Below are 18,063 nucleotides of genomic sequence, written 5' to 3' on the forward strand. Positions count from 1 at the left end.
TAAATCATTACTGCAAATATAAAAATAAAAGGGTAAAATGCATTGTGTCTTTGCCCTTTTTGTTTGTTATCAAACCAGAAAAACTTTTAAGAAAATTCCCCCACTGTGGTAAACCTGTGGTGTTGGTTTCAATATTATTTCCAAATTTTGACATACCAAGAACTAGATGAGTTCTGAATAAAATTCTGCAAACTTTAAAAACATCTATGCTATGGAAATTATATTGAGTAAAATATTATCAGAAATTCGGCATAAGGAGGACAAAATTTCTTCTCAAATGATACGGTCATCTGATGAAGCATATCAAATGATTTTGTTTCTAAATGAAATGTTGTGTGCTATTAAAACTGAAATATTGCAAGTTGGATTTTTAAATGAAGATCAAGAGGTTGATTTCTTTAAGAATGTTAAACCGCAAATCCTTGGAAAACTTATTTATTACAATAAAGTATTTCGGATAGAAACTACCTGTCCCGTGAGTAATGGTAAAATACATCAAAGTTATTATGAAAATGTTTTAAAAAATCTCAAGTTAGAATATAAAGAAAGTATTTGCAATGAAGATTTCTACAGATATTACCGTGCTGGCAGAACCGACCGTGATCACACTTATTTCAGGCTCGGAAAGATTAACTATCACGATGGATTAAAGAGTGGCGTATTTGAAATTGACCTTAGCTTCTCCACATATTACGACAACAAAATAGCACATATTATTGCCAATGAACTACTTTATACTTACACTCTTACCAAAATAAATCCTGAAGAAAATCCCGATACAATATTACAAAATTTAGATGCAAACAAGGATATTTCGTGGACCAATTCTCAAAATGCACTTATCGAACTGATATATGCTCTATATGCTTCAAATTCCATTGCATATGGAAAAATAGGTATAAGAAAATTAGCTTTGATTTTTCAGGTGCTTTTTCGAACTCCTTTAAACGACATTCATCATTCATTCCACCGAATGAAGACAAGGGCTGGTTCAAGAACTGCATTTTTAGACCAGCTCAAAATATCCCTTGAAGAATATATGGATAAAGACCTTTAACTATATCAAAAATAACCATTTGAAAGCAGTACCAAAACGTACTGCTTTTTTCTTTGCCCATATCTGCCAATTGGCAAATGCTCTCAAAACTTCATTACAAAATACCCAAAATTCCATAAAACCCTTATTAAACAAGGGTTTTCCATAATTGTAAAAATTTTAAAAAAACAGCCAAACCAATTGGCAAGGCTTGGCAGACAAACACTGCCACCTTTCACAATTTTGCATAGTGAACTTTAAAAAAGCTATGCAATGAAAATAATAACCATTGAAGAAGAAGCCTGGCAACAGCTCAACAGCCGTATTAATGCCATTGCTGATTATCTGAAAAAACAGGAAGATAAAAGCTATGATGACCTGTGGCTCAATAACCACGAGGTATGCCAACACCTGCACCTCAGTGAGAAAACACTTTGGCGTATGCGTACTAAAGGCGAAATAGCATATTCAAAAATCTACGGTCAGTATTTCTATACGATTGGAGCTATCAAAGATATGCTCAACGCAAATGCCATACAGAGCAGTGAGAAATTTGTAGAGGAACTTATAGCAAAAGGTAAAAGCTACATCGAAAAAGGCAGAAAGCTAAAGACAGATAAAAAATAGATATGAACCCTTAAAAATATCATTATGAATATTGACAGAATGGAATTTTTGGCGTGGATGGAACGCTTAATGGGACGTCTTGATATGCTGGGCGATAATATAGATGAATTACAGAAGAAACGTAATAGCATAGATGGCGAGGAACTGCTCGATAACCAGGATTTACTTCAGATGCTGAAAATCAGCAACCGTTCCCTGCAACGGTATCGCTCCATCGGCAAACTGCCCTATTACACTATTAGTGGCAAACTTTATTACAAATTGTCTGATGTTCATCAATTCATCAGAGATAGCTTTAACCCACCTTCAACCAGATAACGCCAATGAAAGACAAAGACTTCCTCTGAATGCCAAGTAATGCAATTCAGTGAAGGCTTCCTTTACATTCGGCATTGAATTTTAAAATTTTCAGACTATGAGTGAAGAAACCATAAATAAACAGGAAATGCCCGAACAGTTATCGGACATATTGCTGGTGCTGGACAAAGAAAAAATGAAAATCCAAGCCGTAAAGAGTATAGACGAAAACGGGAAAATGGAAACTGTTGACCCCACGAAGAAAAACCAAAACCAGTTTATGCGTGTGGACAAAAGCGGTGATTTCTTTTCCAATTTCTTCTCCAATTTTTTCAGTCAGCTAAAGAACCCTACCAATTTTTCATTCTTCAAAGTGCCTGCACCTATCGCTGTTGAAAAAGCACAGGAAATGCAAAAGCAGGTTGACAAGCCAACTCCTGAAGGCGAAAAAATAATGAAAGAGCACGAAGTAAAAATAGAACAGCAACAGGATAAGAAACAAGTAAATCAAAATAATATGGCAACAACACAAACAACACAGGAAGCAAGCGAATACCGCTACAAACCGGAGCAGATTGATTGGGATACTATGACCAATCTCGGATTAAGCAAGGAATACCTTGAAAAGAGAAACCTACTTGAACCTTTATTGAAAGGTTACAAAACAAATGAACTCTTACCGATTGGTGTCAACCTCGGTGGTACAATTCTTCGTACAGATGCCCGCTTGTCTTTACAACAAGCCGAAGACGGAAAAGTTGTGGTAGGAATACACGGCATCAAAAAAGAACCCAATTTGCATTTTGAATTTTTCGGGCACAAGTTTACGGATGAAGACAAAAAGAACCTGCTCGAAACTGGTAATATGGGGCGTGTGGTAGATTTGAAAAATTCCAAAACTGGAGAACTGATGCCGTCCATTATAAGTATAGACAGACTAACGAATGATGTAATTGCATTGAGGACGGATTTTATAAAAATTCCCGATGAAATTAAAGGTGTAAAACTGAATGAAGAGCAAAAGCAAACTCTACTGGAAGGCAAACCACTTTATTTAGAAGGTATGGTTTCTACGAAAGGAACTGAATTTTCGGCAACGGTACAGTTCAATGCAGATAAGCGATATGTGGAGTTTTTGTTCGACCGAAACAATTCTAACAGGCAAACCCACAGCAACGGACAAACTCAAGAAAATAAGCAAAACCAATCTCAGGAAGTTCCAAAAACATTCAGAGGTAAAGAATTGACCGATGATCAACATAAGGATTTCAAAGCCGGTCAAACCATCTACATTGATGGATTGAAAGATAAAAAAGGGCAACCATATCAAGGTTATATCACTTTCAATAAAGAAAATGGAAAAACCAATTTTGAATTTCCAAATCAATACAAGGAAAGAGTAAAACCAACCGAAGCCCATAAAACGCAAACTGCCGTCAATTCTGAAGGCAAAACCAATGAGGCCACCAAGAACATCAAAGAGCCTTTGAAGTCTGGTCAACAAACACCGAAAAACAAACAACAGCAGGAACAACAGGAAAAGCCCAAAGCTCCAGCAAAAACCAGAGGCAAAAAAATATCTTAAAGTATGAAAACAATCATTGCAGAAAAACCAAGCGTAGCAAGGGAAATAGCAGGACTTGTGGGAGCATCTGATAAAAAGGATGGCTACCTTACAGGCAACGGCTATTTTGTTACCTGGGCATTCGGTCATTTAATAGGGTTGGGAATGCCCGAAGATTATGGAATTTCAGGATTTGATAAAACAGCGTTACCAATTTTACCCAATCCTTTTTTATTAACTGTTCGGAAAGTAAAAAAAGATAAAGGCTATACAGCCGATACAGGAGCGTTAAAGCAACTAAAAATTATTGAACAGCTTTTCAATAAAAGCGAGAGCATAATTGTGGCAACCGATGCAGGCCGTGAAGGCGAATTGATATTTCGTTACATCTACGAATACCTGAAATGCAACAAACCGTTTGAACGCCTTTGGATAAGTTCGTTGACCGAAAAAGCCATCAAGCAAGGATTTGAAAACCTAAAACAAGGAAAAGAATTTGACGGATTATACCAAGCAGCACAAGGTAGAAGCCGTGCCGATTGGCTGGTAGGTATCAATGCTACACAAGCATTGAGCATTGCCGCAGGAAATGGTATCTATTCCCTCGGAAGAGTTCAAACGCCTACCTTAGCTTTGATATGCAAACGTTATTTGGAAAACAGGAATTTCAAGGTTAAGAATTATTGGCAGATACAGCTATCGCATAATAAAGAGTTGATAGATTTTAAAAGTATTTCCAAAACAAAATGGGAAGACCAAAAACTTGCCGTTGATACGCTGAAAGCCATTCAACGAAGCGGAACTACAACAATTACATCAGTAGAAACCAAAAGCGTTACGGAACAACCGCCTTTGTTGTTTGACTTGACAGGATTGCAAAAGGAAGCGAACAAAAAACTGAACCTTTCTGCTGACGAAACCCTAAATATTGCCCAAAACCTTTACGAAAAGAAGTTTATCACTTATCCACGTACCGGAAGCAAATATATTCCTGAGGATAGCGTTGTATCGAAAAGCATTGAAAAATGGTGGAGAATCCTCTTCAAAACTTTATAGTAACATGGCCAATATCTATTCCAATAACAAGCTCACGATGGATTCGGCAGTATATTATTATAAAAAAGCGATTGATCTAGACAAAAAATCATTTGAATTGTATTACAATTATGGAAATCTATTGAAAGATTCCAAAAAATATGCTGAAGCAGAAAAACAATATGCTATAGCAAATAAATTGGAACCCAACCACGGTAGTGTAATGGGTAATTATGCTTTGATTTTGATGCTTCAAGATAAAAACCAAGAGGCGAAAAAATTGCTTTATCAAGCTATAGAACATCATCCCAATGATTTTGAACTCAATCTTATTCTAGCCGAAATACTCTTTTCAAAAGACAAAAACTACAAGGATGCGGAATACTTTGCGTCAAAAGCGATTGCTAATTTAGTTCCTGGAAAACCAAAGACAACAGCTTTATCAATCCGCGCCAACTCTCGCATGTTAACGCAACAGTATAGAAATGCGATTGACGATTATTTGGAGTTAGTTGGTAAATTTTCGAAATCAGATTTTGCTGAAAACTACGATGTTTTATCCAATATTGGATACTGCTACTTGGATTTGGGAGAATATAGCAATGCAGAACATTACTTCAAACAATGCCTAGAATATCATGATGAAATCGATGCCCTTTTGGGTTTATCCGTCGTCAAATTCAAGCAAAATGACAGCAAGGAATTGGAGAATTACAAGAAAAAAGCACTGAAAGTAAACCCAAAGCTAAAAGATATAAAAAATGGTTTGCAAGCGCTGAAAGAAGAAGGCTACTCGTATACACCAGAAGTTGAGAATTTACTATTAGAGATTTTCAAAAAATAAACTACCAATAAAAAATTATCATCTTGCCTTGTGTAAAAGATTAAAGGAATCGAGCAAGATACTCGCATTAACAGAGGCTCGCAGCTTTATTGTTGGCGTAGGAATCAAGCAAGCTTGTTCCAAAGATTAATGAGCACGAGCAAGATGCTTTTACTAGCTTTTTAGATCAATACAATTTCAATGATTTCTATTGTTTTCTTTCCATCTTCTAGCCATTTCATCCAGCCTTCACCATTAAAAGAATTTTCACTGTCTCTGTCAGATTTCTTAACTTTTATCCATTCTCCATTCGCCTCCAAAACCTTAAAGCGACGTGCTTCATTATCCTTAGTTTCATAAATAATATCACCACCGGGTACGTCGAAAATTTCAGGATTAATTTTCGAAATATATTCTACGCGTCTTAGATAATCGTCCCAGCTCTCGTATATATAACGCTTGTCATTGAATTTTGGGTCGTTGCAATTACCACAATTGTGTTTTGTTGCCTCGGGAACACCATTGTAATACGTAGCGTCTTTTTCTTTTTTAAGATATAATTTCTCATTAGTTTTTTCATTAATAACGACCAAAAAGAAGTTTTTTTTGTTTTCTAAAACACGAAATGTTAAGCTTGCCGAAAACCTTCCAAGATCGTCATGTTTAGCCGCTTCTTCATCGGTTTCGCCAAATGACATACCATAAGGTTTAAGATTAATTTTTCGAAGAAATGTCGTTGTACCGTTTTTATTATCAACAAATTTCAAGGTATCAACGGGTACTTTATCAAAAGATTTTTTATAGAAAACAAGTGGATATGTAGTATTACAAATCAACATCCCTATGCCGTAATCTTGCTTTGAATTTTGTCCAAAACCTTTTAACGAAACTAAAAAAATTAATATGGCATAAAATGTTTTCATCAAATAAGTTTTATCAAAGTTAACATCTATCAAATGTTAAATCAATTTAAAATCATATAAAATTATATCTACTTCATTATTAAGTTCACAAAAGTCTGCAATTTTTTCTTATTCGATTTCTAATTTAATGAAATTTTTCCCATCTTCTTCCACTTCTTTATTGTAAACTCTTTTTCCGACTATTGTCAAAAGGTCTTCCATTTTGTTTAGCCAATCCTGTGTACACAACTCCAAAATCATTTCTGTTGAAGTGTCATCATATAAAACAAAATCCGAAACATGAGCAAAGTATTTATCCAAGATATCCTCTAACGGATATTGCTTGTCCTGAACTTCATTTAATTCTGGTTCTAGTGTGAAGGAAAGTGTTGTAACATAATGTCCTTTTTGTACAAGACCTTCGTTATAATCATAAAGAGATTTGTAAACGCCATTTGAAACTTTTTCAAATTTCAAATTGTCCTTATACTTCTCATGTTCGATGATGTGAATGTTTTTCATTTTTTGTGTTTTTTGTTGATGTCTAACCTAAAAAAATCGGTTAATGAAAAAGTATTTGTTTAAAATTTAAAATTTATAAGTAAAATCTTCTTAGCTTACTCCAAAATAAATTTCTTTGGATAGTTTTCAATTTTTTCTACCTTAAAATATTCATCGAATTCGTTACTTCCTTTATTCTCGTAAAATTCAATTATTTTATCAAAAAAAGCTTCCATTGTTGGCGAAATAACATTTCTATCATTATCAGCATGCCAAAATTCAATTAACTGTCCTTCTTGACCTGTAAAAACGCCTCCCAAATCATAGCAAATACTATCACCACCGCCATTCTGGAAAATTGGAATCCAGTTTTTATTCCACCAATTTTCGATTTCAAAATCAAATCCGATCATCGATGTAAGTTCAGACGCGTCATGAAGCGCTTGGTGCAAAGGCACAAATCCGGAATTATTAACGAAAGCCTCATAGCAGTTAGAATTTTGCCCGTTTTTCCATTTATAAAGTGTGCGCAAATCTAATGGTATCTTTATTTTATAGTACTCTTCTAATTTATTGAGTTGATCATCGTCCAGAGGTTCATTGAGCTGCGAATAATATTCTGGTCGTAGCTTTGATAAATACTTTTCCAATCTTTGAATTTTTTCTTTCATTTTTTACGTTTTTATTTTCGAAGCTTAAAATTTATGATATTGTGTGTAAATACTGATTATCAATATTATTGCTTTTAATCTCATAACACAACTTTTTTAGTACCAATCTATTTTTAAGATAAACCTAATATTGAAATAAATTTAAAGATTAGGCTTAAAAAACAAAGTTTAATTGGGATTACTATCAACTACAAACCAAGTTACATCCACGTTTTTAAATAATTCAGAAATAGTCAAGAAAATCTTAAATTTTATTTGATTTCAAAAAATGAAATGCGTTGTTTTGTAGAATTGAAATTTCATTTTAAAAACAACACCTATGAATAAAGCTTTCATCTTTGGTCTTTTAATTACTTCTGCGATTGCAAACGCTCAGCAAAATACACTTCCGCCATCGCCACTTAAAACTATCGATACTACAACAGGCGGATTAAAGAACAATACACCCAAATCGAACCTCGTTGAAAAGCAAATTGCGGACATTGCGAAATTCAAGTATTTGACTTTTCAGGTAATTACAAGTACAGATTTAACGACCGCAAAATCAGAAAAATTCATTGGTATTTGTTCGGAGTTCGAAACCTACGATTGGATTTCGAAAAAGACCTTGACAATGGACAAAGCAGAGCTTTCTAAACTAATTGACGCATTACAAAACATTTATCAAAAAGAAGGCGAAAAGTCGAGTTCTGTTGAGAAAAAATATAAATTCTTAACTGCAAGCAAAATAGAATTCGGTGCGGTTTTTAACGATAAATTAAATGCTTGGATTAATTATATTGATTTTCCTCAAAATTTTAATCAGAAATACCTTATTCAATTTTCGAAAAGTGAACTTAATGATTTAATTAAAATCCTAAAAACGGCTTCTGATAAAATTGATTAACAAAATAAACACCTCCTTGCAACATTGAAAAAGCTTCCACTTTTCGCCGCATTATTTTTTGCTTCAACGCTTTTTGCACAGCAGACATTTGTATTTTTTGGTTCATTCAACTGGGACAAAAATAAAACAGGAATCTATGTCTATGAACTCAATTCCATAACAGGAAAACTTAAAAAAGTAACCACAGCAAAAGGCATTAAAAATCCGTCTTATATCACCTTGTCTCAAGATGGAAAATTTGTTTTTGCTTGCACAGATACAAAAACGGAGAAGGATGGTTCGATAAGTAGTTTCGCTTTTAATCCAGAACAAAAGTCATTAAGCTTCATTAATTCTCAAAAAAGTGGTGGCGAGAATCCTGTTTATCTAAGTGTTGATCAAAGCGGAAAATGGCTTGTAAATGGAAATTACACAGAAGGAAGTGCGTCGATTTATGCTATTTCCGAGAAAGGTTTTATTAGTCCATTTGCTCAGAATTTCCAATTTGCAGAAGGAAGTATCAATCCAAAGCGACAAGACCGCGCGCATATTCATTCGACGGTTTTTTCACCTGATTTCGAATATGTTTTTATGCCCGATTTAGGTGCTGATAAAATTAGAGCATACAAGTTTGATAAAAATAATCCAAAGCCGCTTTCAGAAGCGGAACCAAGTTTTAGTCAATCTGTTTTGGGAAGTGGTCCAAGGCATCTAACATTTCATCCAAATGGAAAATATGCATACTGCATCGAAGAAATGGGTGGCGCCATAAGCGTTTACGATTATCAAAATGGGCAGTTGAAAAGTATACAGAGAATCTTTACACATCCCGAAAACCAAGAAGGCGAATTTGAGGGTTCGGATATTCATGTTTCACCTGATGGACGTTTTTTGTATGCTTCAAACCGCGGACAAGAAAACAATATTGCGATTTTTTCTATTAACGAAAATGGAAGCTTAAAAAATATCGGCTATCAATCGACTTTGGGCAAACACCCAAGAATATTTGCACTTGATGAATCTGGCGATTTCTTGATTGCAACAAATGTGCAAACCAGCGATGCTATTGTTTTTAAAAGAGATAAAGAAACTGGACTTTTGAGTAAATTATCAAAGCTAAGAGGTCTGAAAAATGTGTCTTGTGTCAAGATAAAAACTTATCAATAAGGATTTTAAAAATTTAGTAACTTTAGAAAAACAGAATTATGAACAAAACTTTACAAATTCTTTTTTTCTTGGTGTCAATTTTTAGTTTCAGTCAAAAAAAGTACAATTTTGATAAAGAGCTTGTCTATTCATTTTATAAAGGTGATCAGAAAAAAAATGTAAGCGAAGAATCTATTTTTATAAATTCAGAAGATCATTCCTATTACTTAAGAATTTTTGGGAGTGGAAATCAAAAACTTGCTCTTCTATATGACGCACCAAATAATGTTAGACATGATTTTGACTTGATAAAAAACGCTGAAAGGTCGGACAATTATTATGAATTCAAATTCGACCGAAGTATTATCCCTAAATCAAATCAAAGCTTTAGAAAACCAATTTTTGAAATTGAATCATCGCAAATAAGCTTTTACAACAATGAAAGCAGGAAAAAAATAAGCAAAAAAATCACCTTTAAAGATAAAGCTTACGATAGTAATTTATTTTTCGCTTTTCGTGCAATCGCATTACATCCGTTCGAATCTATTACTGAGCTAGATCCACATCAAAATATCTTAGTAGAAAATGCAAAAATTACAACGGGTAAGCAAATTCTAAATTATGAGTTAAAATCAATTAAGGATTTTAATTTAACACTAACAATCCCTAATAAGAATTAACTCAACACCTTCTCAAAAGCCTTTCTAACACTGGCTTACGGAAGCATTTCTACTTGTACCAAAATTTTGAAATCACTCAAAAAGGGGTAAGTCAGCTTGAGATACTGAAAGAAAAAGACCAAGAAAAGAAATATCCGGAAATGAAAATAGATGAGATGGGTTTAGGATTAGGTATTATCGACAAATATGAATATTACTACAATAAAAACACAAATACTAAACAATGAGAAACTTGTGTCATAAGATAATAAAACTTGTTACTGTTTGCATTTTGGTTTTTGTCATAAAACTAAATGCGCAAGCGATAAAAATTTTCGTTTCTGATGCTGAAACAGGAAAAAATATTCCCAATGCAAAAGTATGTTTAGAAGGTTTTGAAATTCCTGCCATTATAATGCAGTATAACAAAAAAGAAAAGTATTACTATGTAAATGAGATTCCTGCAAACTATAACACCGTAATGGTATATCACAAAAAATATAATGAAAAGGGATTTCAGGATGGGAATGCTTTGCCTAAAGAGCTAAAGATCAAACTGCACGAACCTCTGCAGAATTATTATGATTTTGTTTTTTTTGAATCAATAAATCTTAATAAGCCACGATATAGTTACTATGTAGAAGATCCCTATAAAATTGTGATAAGGCCAAAAATAAATATATCCTACAACGATTTTAGAAATTATATTTATCAATATATAAAAAATAACAATCTTGAAATAGAACCTATAAATCCTGCATATAATGGTGAAACTTTAGAAAATATGGAGCCTTATCCTATTCTTTATTCTCCGTGTATTAATAGATATAACGATCGTTGCATTGAAAGTCATGATAAACGTGATGATGGTAAAATAAATATTTTTCCATTAACAACTAATGGTAGTAATGATCAAATAGCAGGATGTAGAGACTACAAAACACCGCCTGAGGCAATTGTTTTCTTTTTTCGGAAAAAGGATGGAAAAAAATTCAAAAGATATAATGATCCCATCATTGCGGAAATAGAGAAGGATATTAACTTGAATGTTACATTAATTATTTATTCTAAGGGAATAATGTATGATGAAAAAAATAATAAAAGTCCAAAGAATTACTTTAGATACAGAGACCAGCAGAATTCAATTTTTAATGCTAAGCTAGATTCATCAAAAGTATATTTATACAACCGAAATCTTCCAAGAAAAAAAATACGTCCTCCAAGAAAATCAGACTTTTATGTTATTGATGAGCCTAATAATCTTCCAACTTGCAAAGAATCATACCAACTTATCGACAAAAATTACCAAAATATTTTTTATTCAAATGAAGGCATTTATAATAAATTATTTAATGAAGCGGATGAACAAGGAGTTAGCAGATTAAAAGTATTTGAAAAAATACAACAAGAAGAAAAAAAATATCCAAAAATGAAAATTGACGAGATGGGTTTGGGATTAGGTATTATCGACAAATATGAATATTACTACAATAAAAACACAAATACTAAACAATGAGAAACTGGCATCATAAAGTAATAAAAAGCAAATTGAGCTTTCTGTTTTTATTTTTATGCTTGTTTGGTTTTGGGCAAAAAAAAATAGAATATGATGCATCTTTTTGTGAGGATGCTTATAAAAAAGATTCTATTTTGTACCTGAAATTTAGAAAAGAAGCAAGACATGTCAATTACAAAAAACTAACCGAAAAGATTATTAATGATATACAATGGGATAGTTTAAAAAAGCCAAATTTAATTTTTACATTTATACCACAGACAGCTCCATCTCCAATGGATTATGAACCAAGCCAAGTTTGCGATTTTTATTATAAAACAGATAAACCTAATTATAATGACACAATATTTTGGAGTAAAAATAACATTAATTTTATAATAAAAAAATATAAAAAGAATGTTATTCCAAGAGTAATAAGTAGTTTCATTGACGATGAAAGAACATTTTCTAATATAATTGGCTATAAGAGTTATATTAAGCAAATAAAAAGACAAAAAGAAGGCGTATACAAAGATTCTTGGGATAATAGAAAATTTTACTACTTCCCCTATAACAAAAAAGAAAAACTGATTTTGAATGGAAGGGATGAAAATTATGATGAGTTAACACTTTCTTTTTTAAACGAATTGGGAAATATTGTTATTGTGGAGTTTGAGTATGGAAATACAGGTCGCCTATCCTTTTATCGTAGAAGCATTCAAAAGAAATATCAATACATTAATAAAGAATGGATTGAATTAAAAAAAGAAGTTTAACATTTTTACTTATTATTTTAACAATTTTAATAAGAATCGTATGAGAAATTGGCATAAAAAAATACAATTTTGCATTCCATTTTTATTTATTTTTCCCTAGCTAATGCGAGCATCTTGCTCGTATTGATTACACGCACAAGTGCGGTGGTTGCGGGAGCGAGGAGATGATTTTTTAGAGTTTGTTAAAAATGCAAATAGTAACGCAACTGTATTGGATTTACCTAATTATAAACTATCACATCCCTGTTTGGAGAGTAATTCTGGATTGTAAGGAAGCACTTTTTTTAGAAAAAATAGCAAAATTATTTTAAAGAGGTCTGAGACTGATATTCTAAAATAAATTTAAAATATGAAAATCATTATATTGATTCTAGTATCATTTAATCTTTGTGCTCAAAACATAGAAAGATCAACAATAAATTTATATGACCACGAAATAAAAATTCCTTTGTTAAAAAAAGAAAATCAAAGGGATAAAAACTTTTTAGCAAACTTTTACGCGATTACAGCGCTTCCCGATAATATAAAAGCAGAAAGAAACTCTATTGACATTATGTTGAAAGAGGATTCGGTATTTTCAAAATTTTTCAACGAACTAAATTATCAAAAATATAAATGTACCTCTTTTTCTAAAGAGAATTCATATGTAGAATCTAGTGGCTACAAATTTAATCGATTAATTGTAAACTGTGATGATGGAAATGAAATAATGATGGAGAGTTATATTTACAATAAAGCTTCTGACTTTAAAGATCGAATTGTTGAAATACAAAAAGATAATATAAATAATACGCTTTTAGAAATGTCCTATTACAAAAACGGAATTGTAAAATCAAAAGGAGTTACAATGCGAAAATATTTAGAATTTCCAGTTGGAAATTGGTACTTTTATAATGAAGATGGTTCTGTAAAGAAAATGATAAATGCAGATAATCAGTATCGCTTAAAAATAGAAAATGTCTTAAGAATATTAAAAAAACATAAGATTGTTTTGCCTTTCAATAATGATCAGATGCAAACTGGTGAAGCAACTTATATTAAAATAAAAACAGCTATTAATAGATATTTAAAAACTAATTATGGAGCTTTATGGAAAATAGAATTTTCGGAATGGAAAAACTCAAATAAAGATGATTTAATATATCATATTATCATCATAGAGGATAAAACAGGAAAAATTTTGGCAAATGAAAAGTTAGAAAATGCAGATGAAATTGTAAAATATTGGGAAGAAGGTGAAACGAAGAAAATAAAAATTATTTTTTTGAATTCTACAAATGAAGAAATATTTCCGAAAATAGAAAATGAAAAAAAAGCTTTGTTTTTTATCCGTCAGGATTTTCAATTGACTAACTAAGGTCAAAGAAAACTCATTTGGAAATGACAGATGAAGAGAACATACAATACAGGCCGTAATGCTACACTTTTTACAAAATATGACTAATGAAAAATCTAACTGTTCTGCTCTTGTTATTATTTATCAACTGCAATGGCCAAAAAAGAATAAATAACCAAAAATATTTGGATAGAGATGCTATCTTCCAAAAATACAGTGATATAAAAACCAAATATGATTCTTTAGTAGAAAAGTATAGAGATAGTCTTATTTACACAGATAGGAGTGATGATGGACGTATAGTATATAGTGAGAAAGGCTATTACAAAAATTCTATATATGAAAAAGACAAAAAGAATAATCCTCAAACATCAAAATCAAGGTTATTTCTAAAACAGGGAAATACAGACATTTTTTTTAGTAATACTGGGTATAATTATCTATATATGTATGCATACAAAGATGGGAAATTAATTGAAAAAACACTTCTATCATTTATAGACCATACTATGGGTTTTATTGACGATTTTGTTGATAACACTTATGTTAATTACAATAATGATACTAGCACACTTATATATAATTTTGAAATCAATAAAGATAAGGAACGAGAAATAGTGTTGAAGCAAAAATACTTGAACAATAAACTTATCGAAGAAAGAAACTACAAAAAAGATTTTAAGATAAGCAAAGAGCACATGTTAAAAAAAATGTCAGAGAATTTTTATAATGAAGCTGTAAAAAATATATTGCAAGAACAAAAACTGAAATATATGCAAAGTTTAGGAGTCAAGACTTTGGAGGAGCCTCAAAATACTGAAATAGAAGAACGGATAAAAGAAAAAATTAAAGAGGTACAAAAAGAATTAAAAACAGCGATAGAAATAAAAGATGATTTTTATAAAGAAATAATAATCGACAGAGATTATAATCAAGAAAATAAACCAATATATGTTTTGAGGTTTCAAAATTGGAGGATAAATATTGATGCGGTTACGAACAAAGTGCTATTTATTAAGTATGTAGTTCTTAGAGATTAGAATATCAAGAAACATAGCAAAAGCAAGCTAAAACATTAAATTCACCAGTTAGTGTGAGCATCTTGCTCGTATTGATTACACGCACAAGCGTGAACGTTTTCGCAAGCGAGGAGATAAGAAATCTCAAGAAATTTTGTATACTTATAGTTACAACCTACAAACATTTTAATGGATTATAATACTGCGCGAAAAACGACTTTCAATTGACAATAGCGAGGCAAAACTCTTACAAAAATTTTTGAAAATGAAAGTAATTTTATTTATTTTGGTACATATAGGTATTTTCTGCTTTTCTCAGGAAGATAAATGCAAACGTTTTACAGATTCCTTAAACGCTCCTTTCTTTGAAAAAAAACTTGTATTATCTAAAAAATTTGAAAAAATAACAATTAAACCAGAAGATACACTATATGGTTATTATGAGGGTATTGCAAAACAATTTAGTAAGGATAATTATTTAATTATACGATCTTCTAATAGTTACATCAAACGAATAAATCAGTGTGTTGATTATATTTACAATGATTGGCACACAGTTGAATATTATACAAAAAAAGGAAACTTAGTAAATAGAGCATCTGTCTTTTATCATAGCGTCAGATCAGGAGAGACTTACACATTTAATAAACAAAAAAAAGCGATTCGAAGCGAAGGAATGGGCGATGTTTTATTTAAAATGAAAATTGAAGATTTTGTGAAAATACTTGAGCAAAATAATATCACACCAAGAACTACAAAAATGAGAACAGGAAGTGAAGGCAAAATATTTATTAATAAACATATTACGCCAGCTGGACGTTTTTGGGAGTATCAGTTAATGTTTGAAGGTGTGCAACCATTTATTTCAATACTTATTTCAGATGCTACAGGTAAAGTTGTAGCTAAAAGTTATGATATGACGCCAAAAGATGCAACTAACGAAATGACAACAAAGTATGGTGAAGTAAAATACTTTATTCTATATCCTAAAAATGATGGGTTTGTTTTTAATGAAAACCAGATTGCAGAAATTTTAAGAAAAAACGATATTAATGAAACAGCGATTAATATAAAAAAATATGCAGGCAGAACATGGCTTATACAAACAAGAATCGACCCACGTGGTGTTAAAGAATATGAACCTGTGATGCTCTTAATCGATGATACAAACGGAAATATCTTGATTGACCTAAATACTTATGAAAAAAATATTTACGGAGAAGAAAAATTTATAAAGGATTTTAATGCGATATTGTTAAAAAGAAAAAATACCACAAACTAATAAAAACAAAAGCATTGCGAGATTAAGTGTTGACTAATACAGATTCTTGAAATAGTAGTTCGTGTCACTTTGGTAAACGGATTTTATATTAAAAAAGAATAATTCTAACTCAACACCTTCTCAAAAGCCTTTCTAACACCACCTGCAACGAAGACTTCGCCGCAATATTGATAGCCTAATTTGTCCATAATACGAAGCATGGCAAGATTGTCAAAATTGGTGTCGACTTTTACACTGAAAACATTTTTGGATTTAGCAAGATTTTCCACGGCGTCGAAAAACTTCGTTGCAATACTCATTCCTTTGGAACGTTCGGCGGCAGCAACACGATGGACAACAACGTAATCGCCATTCGTTAGCCATTCTCCTTTCTGAATATCATTATACGCTGGCTCCACATCAAAAATTGCAGCGCCATAAGCCAAAATACCTTTATCGTCTGCCAAAATATAAGCGGCACCGTTTTCAATATCTTCTAAAATGGAATTTCGGTTTGGGTAACCGTCCTGCCATTGTCTACTTCCATCATTTTTACGACTCTGAATCGCAAATTGCAAAATTTCCCAAATCTCGTCAACTTCTTCGTTTTTGGCTTTTCTAAAATCCATATTTTTATTTTAAATAACTTGCAACTTTGTTTTCTAAATCTTCTAAATTAAAAGGTTTCGCAATGAAAGCATCTGCCTGAGCTTCTTTTGCCAAAGCCGAAATATCATTATTAGCAGTCACATAAATAACAGGAATTGCCTTAAAATCTGCATTCGACTTTAACAATTTTGTTGCTTCTACTCCACCGATATTCGGAATCCAATTGTCCATCAAAATAACATCTGGTTGGAAATCTGCCACTTTTTCGATGATATCATGCGAAGTTTCGGAGATTTTCACTTCGTAACCAGCATCCTCAAAAATAATGCTCACCACTTCCAAAATAATGGCGTCATCATCAAATATTAATATTCTTTTCTTGCTCATAGTTTATTTTCTCAAAAATAATTCTTTTTAAACAGTTTGTCAATTAAGTTTAATTTGAATTTCCGTTCTTAGTCATAACTCAAAATTTCAACACACTTTTTGTCATTCCGACGTAGGAGGAATCTCTACTAACAAGGAGATTCTTCGTTCCGCTTCGCTTCATTCTGAATGACAAAAGATATTGACTTAAATCTACAATTCCTTAATTTTCTTTGCCAAATCTTTAGGTTCAAAAATGCAATCATAAGGCACTTGGTCCATCGCATGTTTGGGCATATAATCTACCTCGGCACTTTCGGGATTCTGAATCCATACTTGTCCATTGTTTTTCTTTACATATTCCAAACCTTCGACGCCATCAGCATTGGCACCAGAAAGCAAAACTGCAACGGCTTTATCACCGAAAATTTCTGCTGTTGATTTGAAAGTTACATCTATCGACGGTCGCGAATAATTCACTTTTTCCGAAGCATCCAAAGATACTTTGTTTTTCGATTCAAAAAGCAAATGATAATCGCCTGGAACGATATAAATTTTATCATCTTCGATTTCGGTTTTATCCTCGATTTCCAATACTTCTTTATCAGTGAATTGCTGTAACAAATATGGCAAAACGCTCATCGATTGCGCCTTTCTATGAACAACCAAAACGATAGGAAAATCCAAATCTGTGTCCAGATTTTTAATCATGTCCATGATGACCTGCAAACTTCCCGCAGAGCCACCAATAACCACGATTTCCGTTTTGTTTTTGTTCATTTATGTGTTTGTATTCTTAACGCAATGGCGTTATTTCTATTTTAGCTTTAAACTTTTTTGTGTAAACCTTTGTGCGTTATCAAATTTCTAAACGCAAGGCAAAACAAAGTTACTTTAACAATTCGTTTTTTAAAAGATAAGCAAAGGCGTTTCACTTACTTTCGAAATACAATTTTCTTTAAACCAATATGCAAACCTTCCAAGTTTTAAAAACAATTCTAAATTTAAACATTAAGATTTTAAGTAAAATTCATCCTCAAAATTAAGAAATCTGTAAACTGATTTTAATTAAGTT

19 protein-coding genes and 1 pseudogene are annotated in these 18,063 nt (G+C 32.0%); 14 read left to right on the forward strand and 6 right to left on the reverse strand.

The window, feature by feature from the left end; genetic code table 11:
* The first annotated feature begins 211 nt into the window (after window positions 1-211).
* The 6 genes and pseudogenes from Q1V95_RS14360 to Q1V95_RS14385 all read left to right on the forward strand — a co-directional run bounded on the left by Q1V95_RS14360 (window position 212) and on the right by Q1V95_RS14385 (window position 5,403).
* On the forward strand, window positions 212-1,057 hold the full coding sequence (locus tag Q1V95_RS14360) for an RteC domain-containing protein (protein WP_068944928.1): 846 nt from the start codon (window positions 212-214) through the stop codon (window positions 1,055-1,057).
* 252 nt (window positions 1,058-1,309) lie between these two features.
* Entirely contained in the window at window positions 1,310-1,663 is a 354-nt protein-coding gene (locus Q1V95_RS14365) for a helix-turn-helix domain-containing protein (RefSeq protein ID WP_068944927.1), read from the forward strand.
* A 24-nt stretch (window positions 1,664-1,687) separates the two neighbouring features.
* Window positions 1,688-1,981, forward strand: coding sequence for a helix-turn-helix domain-containing protein (locus Q1V95_RS14370; RefSeq protein ID WP_002978174.1), 294 nt, complete (start codon window positions 1,688-1,690; stop codon window positions 1,979-1,981).
* Between the two features lie 97 nt (window positions 1,982-2,078).
* Window positions 2,079-3,545 (forward strand): DUF3945 domain-containing protein, encoded by a 1,467-nt coding sequence (locus Q1V95_RS14375; RefSeq protein ID WP_068944926.1) that lies wholly within the window; start codon window positions 2,079-2,081, stop codon window positions 3,543-3,545.
* Between the two features lie 3 nt (window positions 3,546-3,548).
* Window positions 3,549-4,574 (forward strand): annotated as a pseudogene (locus Q1V95_RS14380) (DNA topoisomerase); the annotation flags it as partial.
* Window positions 4,575-4,584: 10 nt separating this feature from the next.
* Window positions 4,585-5,403, forward strand: coding sequence for a tetratricopeptide repeat protein (locus Q1V95_RS14385; RefSeq protein ID WP_300675333.1), 819 nt, complete (start codon window positions 4,585-4,587; stop codon window positions 5,401-5,403).
* A gap of 161 nt (window positions 5,404-5,564) precedes the next feature.
* Here Q1V95_RS14385 and Q1V95_RS14390 read toward each other — a convergent pair whose 3' ends face one another.
* From Q1V95_RS14390 to Q1V95_RS14400, 3 genes are all read right to left on the reverse strand, one after another.
* Entirely contained in the window at window positions 5,565-6,305 is a 741-nt protein-coding gene (locus Q1V95_RS14390) for a hypothetical protein (protein ID WP_300675335.1), read from the reverse strand.
* A 108-nt stretch (window positions 6,306-6,413) separates the two neighbouring features.
* Entirely contained in the window at window positions 6,414-6,806 is a 393-nt protein-coding gene (locus Q1V95_RS14395) for a hypothetical protein (RefSeq protein ID WP_300675337.1), read from the reverse strand.
* 95 nt (window positions 6,807-6,901) lie between these two features.
* Window positions 6,902-7,456, reverse strand: coding sequence for an SMI1/KNR4 family protein (locus Q1V95_RS14400; protein WP_300675339.1), 555 nt, complete (start codon window positions 7,454-7,456; stop codon window positions 6,902-6,904).
* 319 nt (window positions 7,457-7,775) lie between these two features.
* Here Q1V95_RS14400 and Q1V95_RS14405 point away from each other — a divergent pair, with 319 nt between their 5' ends.
* The 8 genes from Q1V95_RS14405 (at window position 7,776) to Q1V95_RS14440 (ending at window position 16,034) form a co-directional block, all read left to right on the forward strand.
* Complete coding sequence (locus Q1V95_RS14405) at window positions 7,776-8,342, forward strand: hypothetical protein (protein ID WP_300675340.1); 567 nt, start codon at window positions 7,776-7,778, stop codon at window positions 8,340-8,342.
* Between the two features lie 24 nt (window positions 8,343-8,366).
* Window positions 8,367-9,488, forward strand: coding sequence for a lactonase family protein (locus tag Q1V95_RS14410; RefSeq protein ID WP_300675353.1), 1,122 nt, complete (start codon window positions 8,367-8,369; stop codon window positions 9,486-9,488).
* A 38-nt stretch (window positions 9,489-9,526) separates the two neighbouring features.
* Entirely contained in the window at window positions 9,527-10,147 is a 621-nt protein-coding gene (locus Q1V95_RS14415) for a hypothetical protein (RefSeq protein ID WP_300675355.1), read from the forward strand.
* A 223-nt stretch (window positions 10,148-10,370) separates the two neighbouring features.
* A complete protein-coding gene (locus Q1V95_RS14420; RefSeq protein ID WP_300675357.1) occupies window positions 10,371-11,642 on the forward strand; it encodes a hypothetical protein in 1,272 nt (423 codons plus the stop codon).
* Window positions 11,639-12,397 (forward strand): hypothetical protein, encoded by a 759-nt coding sequence (locus tag Q1V95_RS14425; protein ID WP_300675359.1) that lies wholly within the window; start codon window positions 11,639-11,641, stop codon window positions 12,395-12,397. Before Q1V95_RS14420 ends, Q1V95_RS14425 begins: the two co-directional genes overlap by 4 nt.
* A gap of 349 nt (window positions 12,398-12,746) precedes the next feature.
* Window positions 12,747-13,754 (forward strand): hypothetical protein, encoded by a 1,008-nt coding sequence (locus tag Q1V95_RS14430; protein ID WP_300675361.1) that lies wholly within the window; start codon window positions 12,747-12,749, stop codon window positions 13,752-13,754.
* 86 nt (window positions 13,755-13,840) lie between these two features.
* Window positions 13,841-14,773, forward strand: a complete 933-nt coding sequence (locus Q1V95_RS14435; RefSeq protein WP_300675363.1) for a hypothetical protein — start codon at window positions 13,841-13,843, stop codon at window positions 14,771-14,773.
* Window positions 14,774-15,017: 244 nt separating this feature from the next.
* Window positions 15,018-16,034, forward strand: coding sequence for a hypothetical protein (locus tag Q1V95_RS14440; RefSeq protein ID WP_300675365.1), 1,017 nt, complete (start codon window positions 15,018-15,020; stop codon window positions 16,032-16,034).
* A 104-nt stretch (window positions 16,035-16,138) separates the two neighbouring features.
* Here Q1V95_RS14440 and Q1V95_RS14445 read toward each other — a convergent pair whose 3' ends face one another.
* The 3 genes from Q1V95_RS14445 to Q1V95_RS14455 form a co-directional block, all read right to left on the reverse strand.
* Entirely contained in the window at window positions 16,139-16,642 is a 504-nt protein-coding gene (locus Q1V95_RS14445) for a GNAT family N-acetyltransferase (protein ID WP_300675366.1), read from the reverse strand.
* A gap of 4 nt (window positions 16,643-16,646) precedes the next feature.
* A complete protein-coding gene (locus tag Q1V95_RS14450; protein WP_300675368.1) occupies window positions 16,647-17,009 on the reverse strand; it encodes a response regulator in 363 nt (120 codons plus the stop codon).
* A gap of 192 nt (window positions 17,010-17,201) precedes the next feature.
* Window positions 17,202-17,768, reverse strand: a complete 567-nt coding sequence (locus Q1V95_RS14455; RefSeq protein ID WP_300675370.1) for a chemotaxis protein CheB — start codon at window positions 17,766-17,768, stop codon at window positions 17,202-17,204.
* Between the last annotated feature and the right edge of the window lie 295 nt (window positions 17,769-18,063).

This window comes from Soonwooa sp. (assembly GCF_030151385.1).
Taxonomy (GTDB): domain Bacteria; phylum Bacteroidota; class Bacteroidia; order Flavobacteriales; family Weeksellaceae; genus Soonwooa.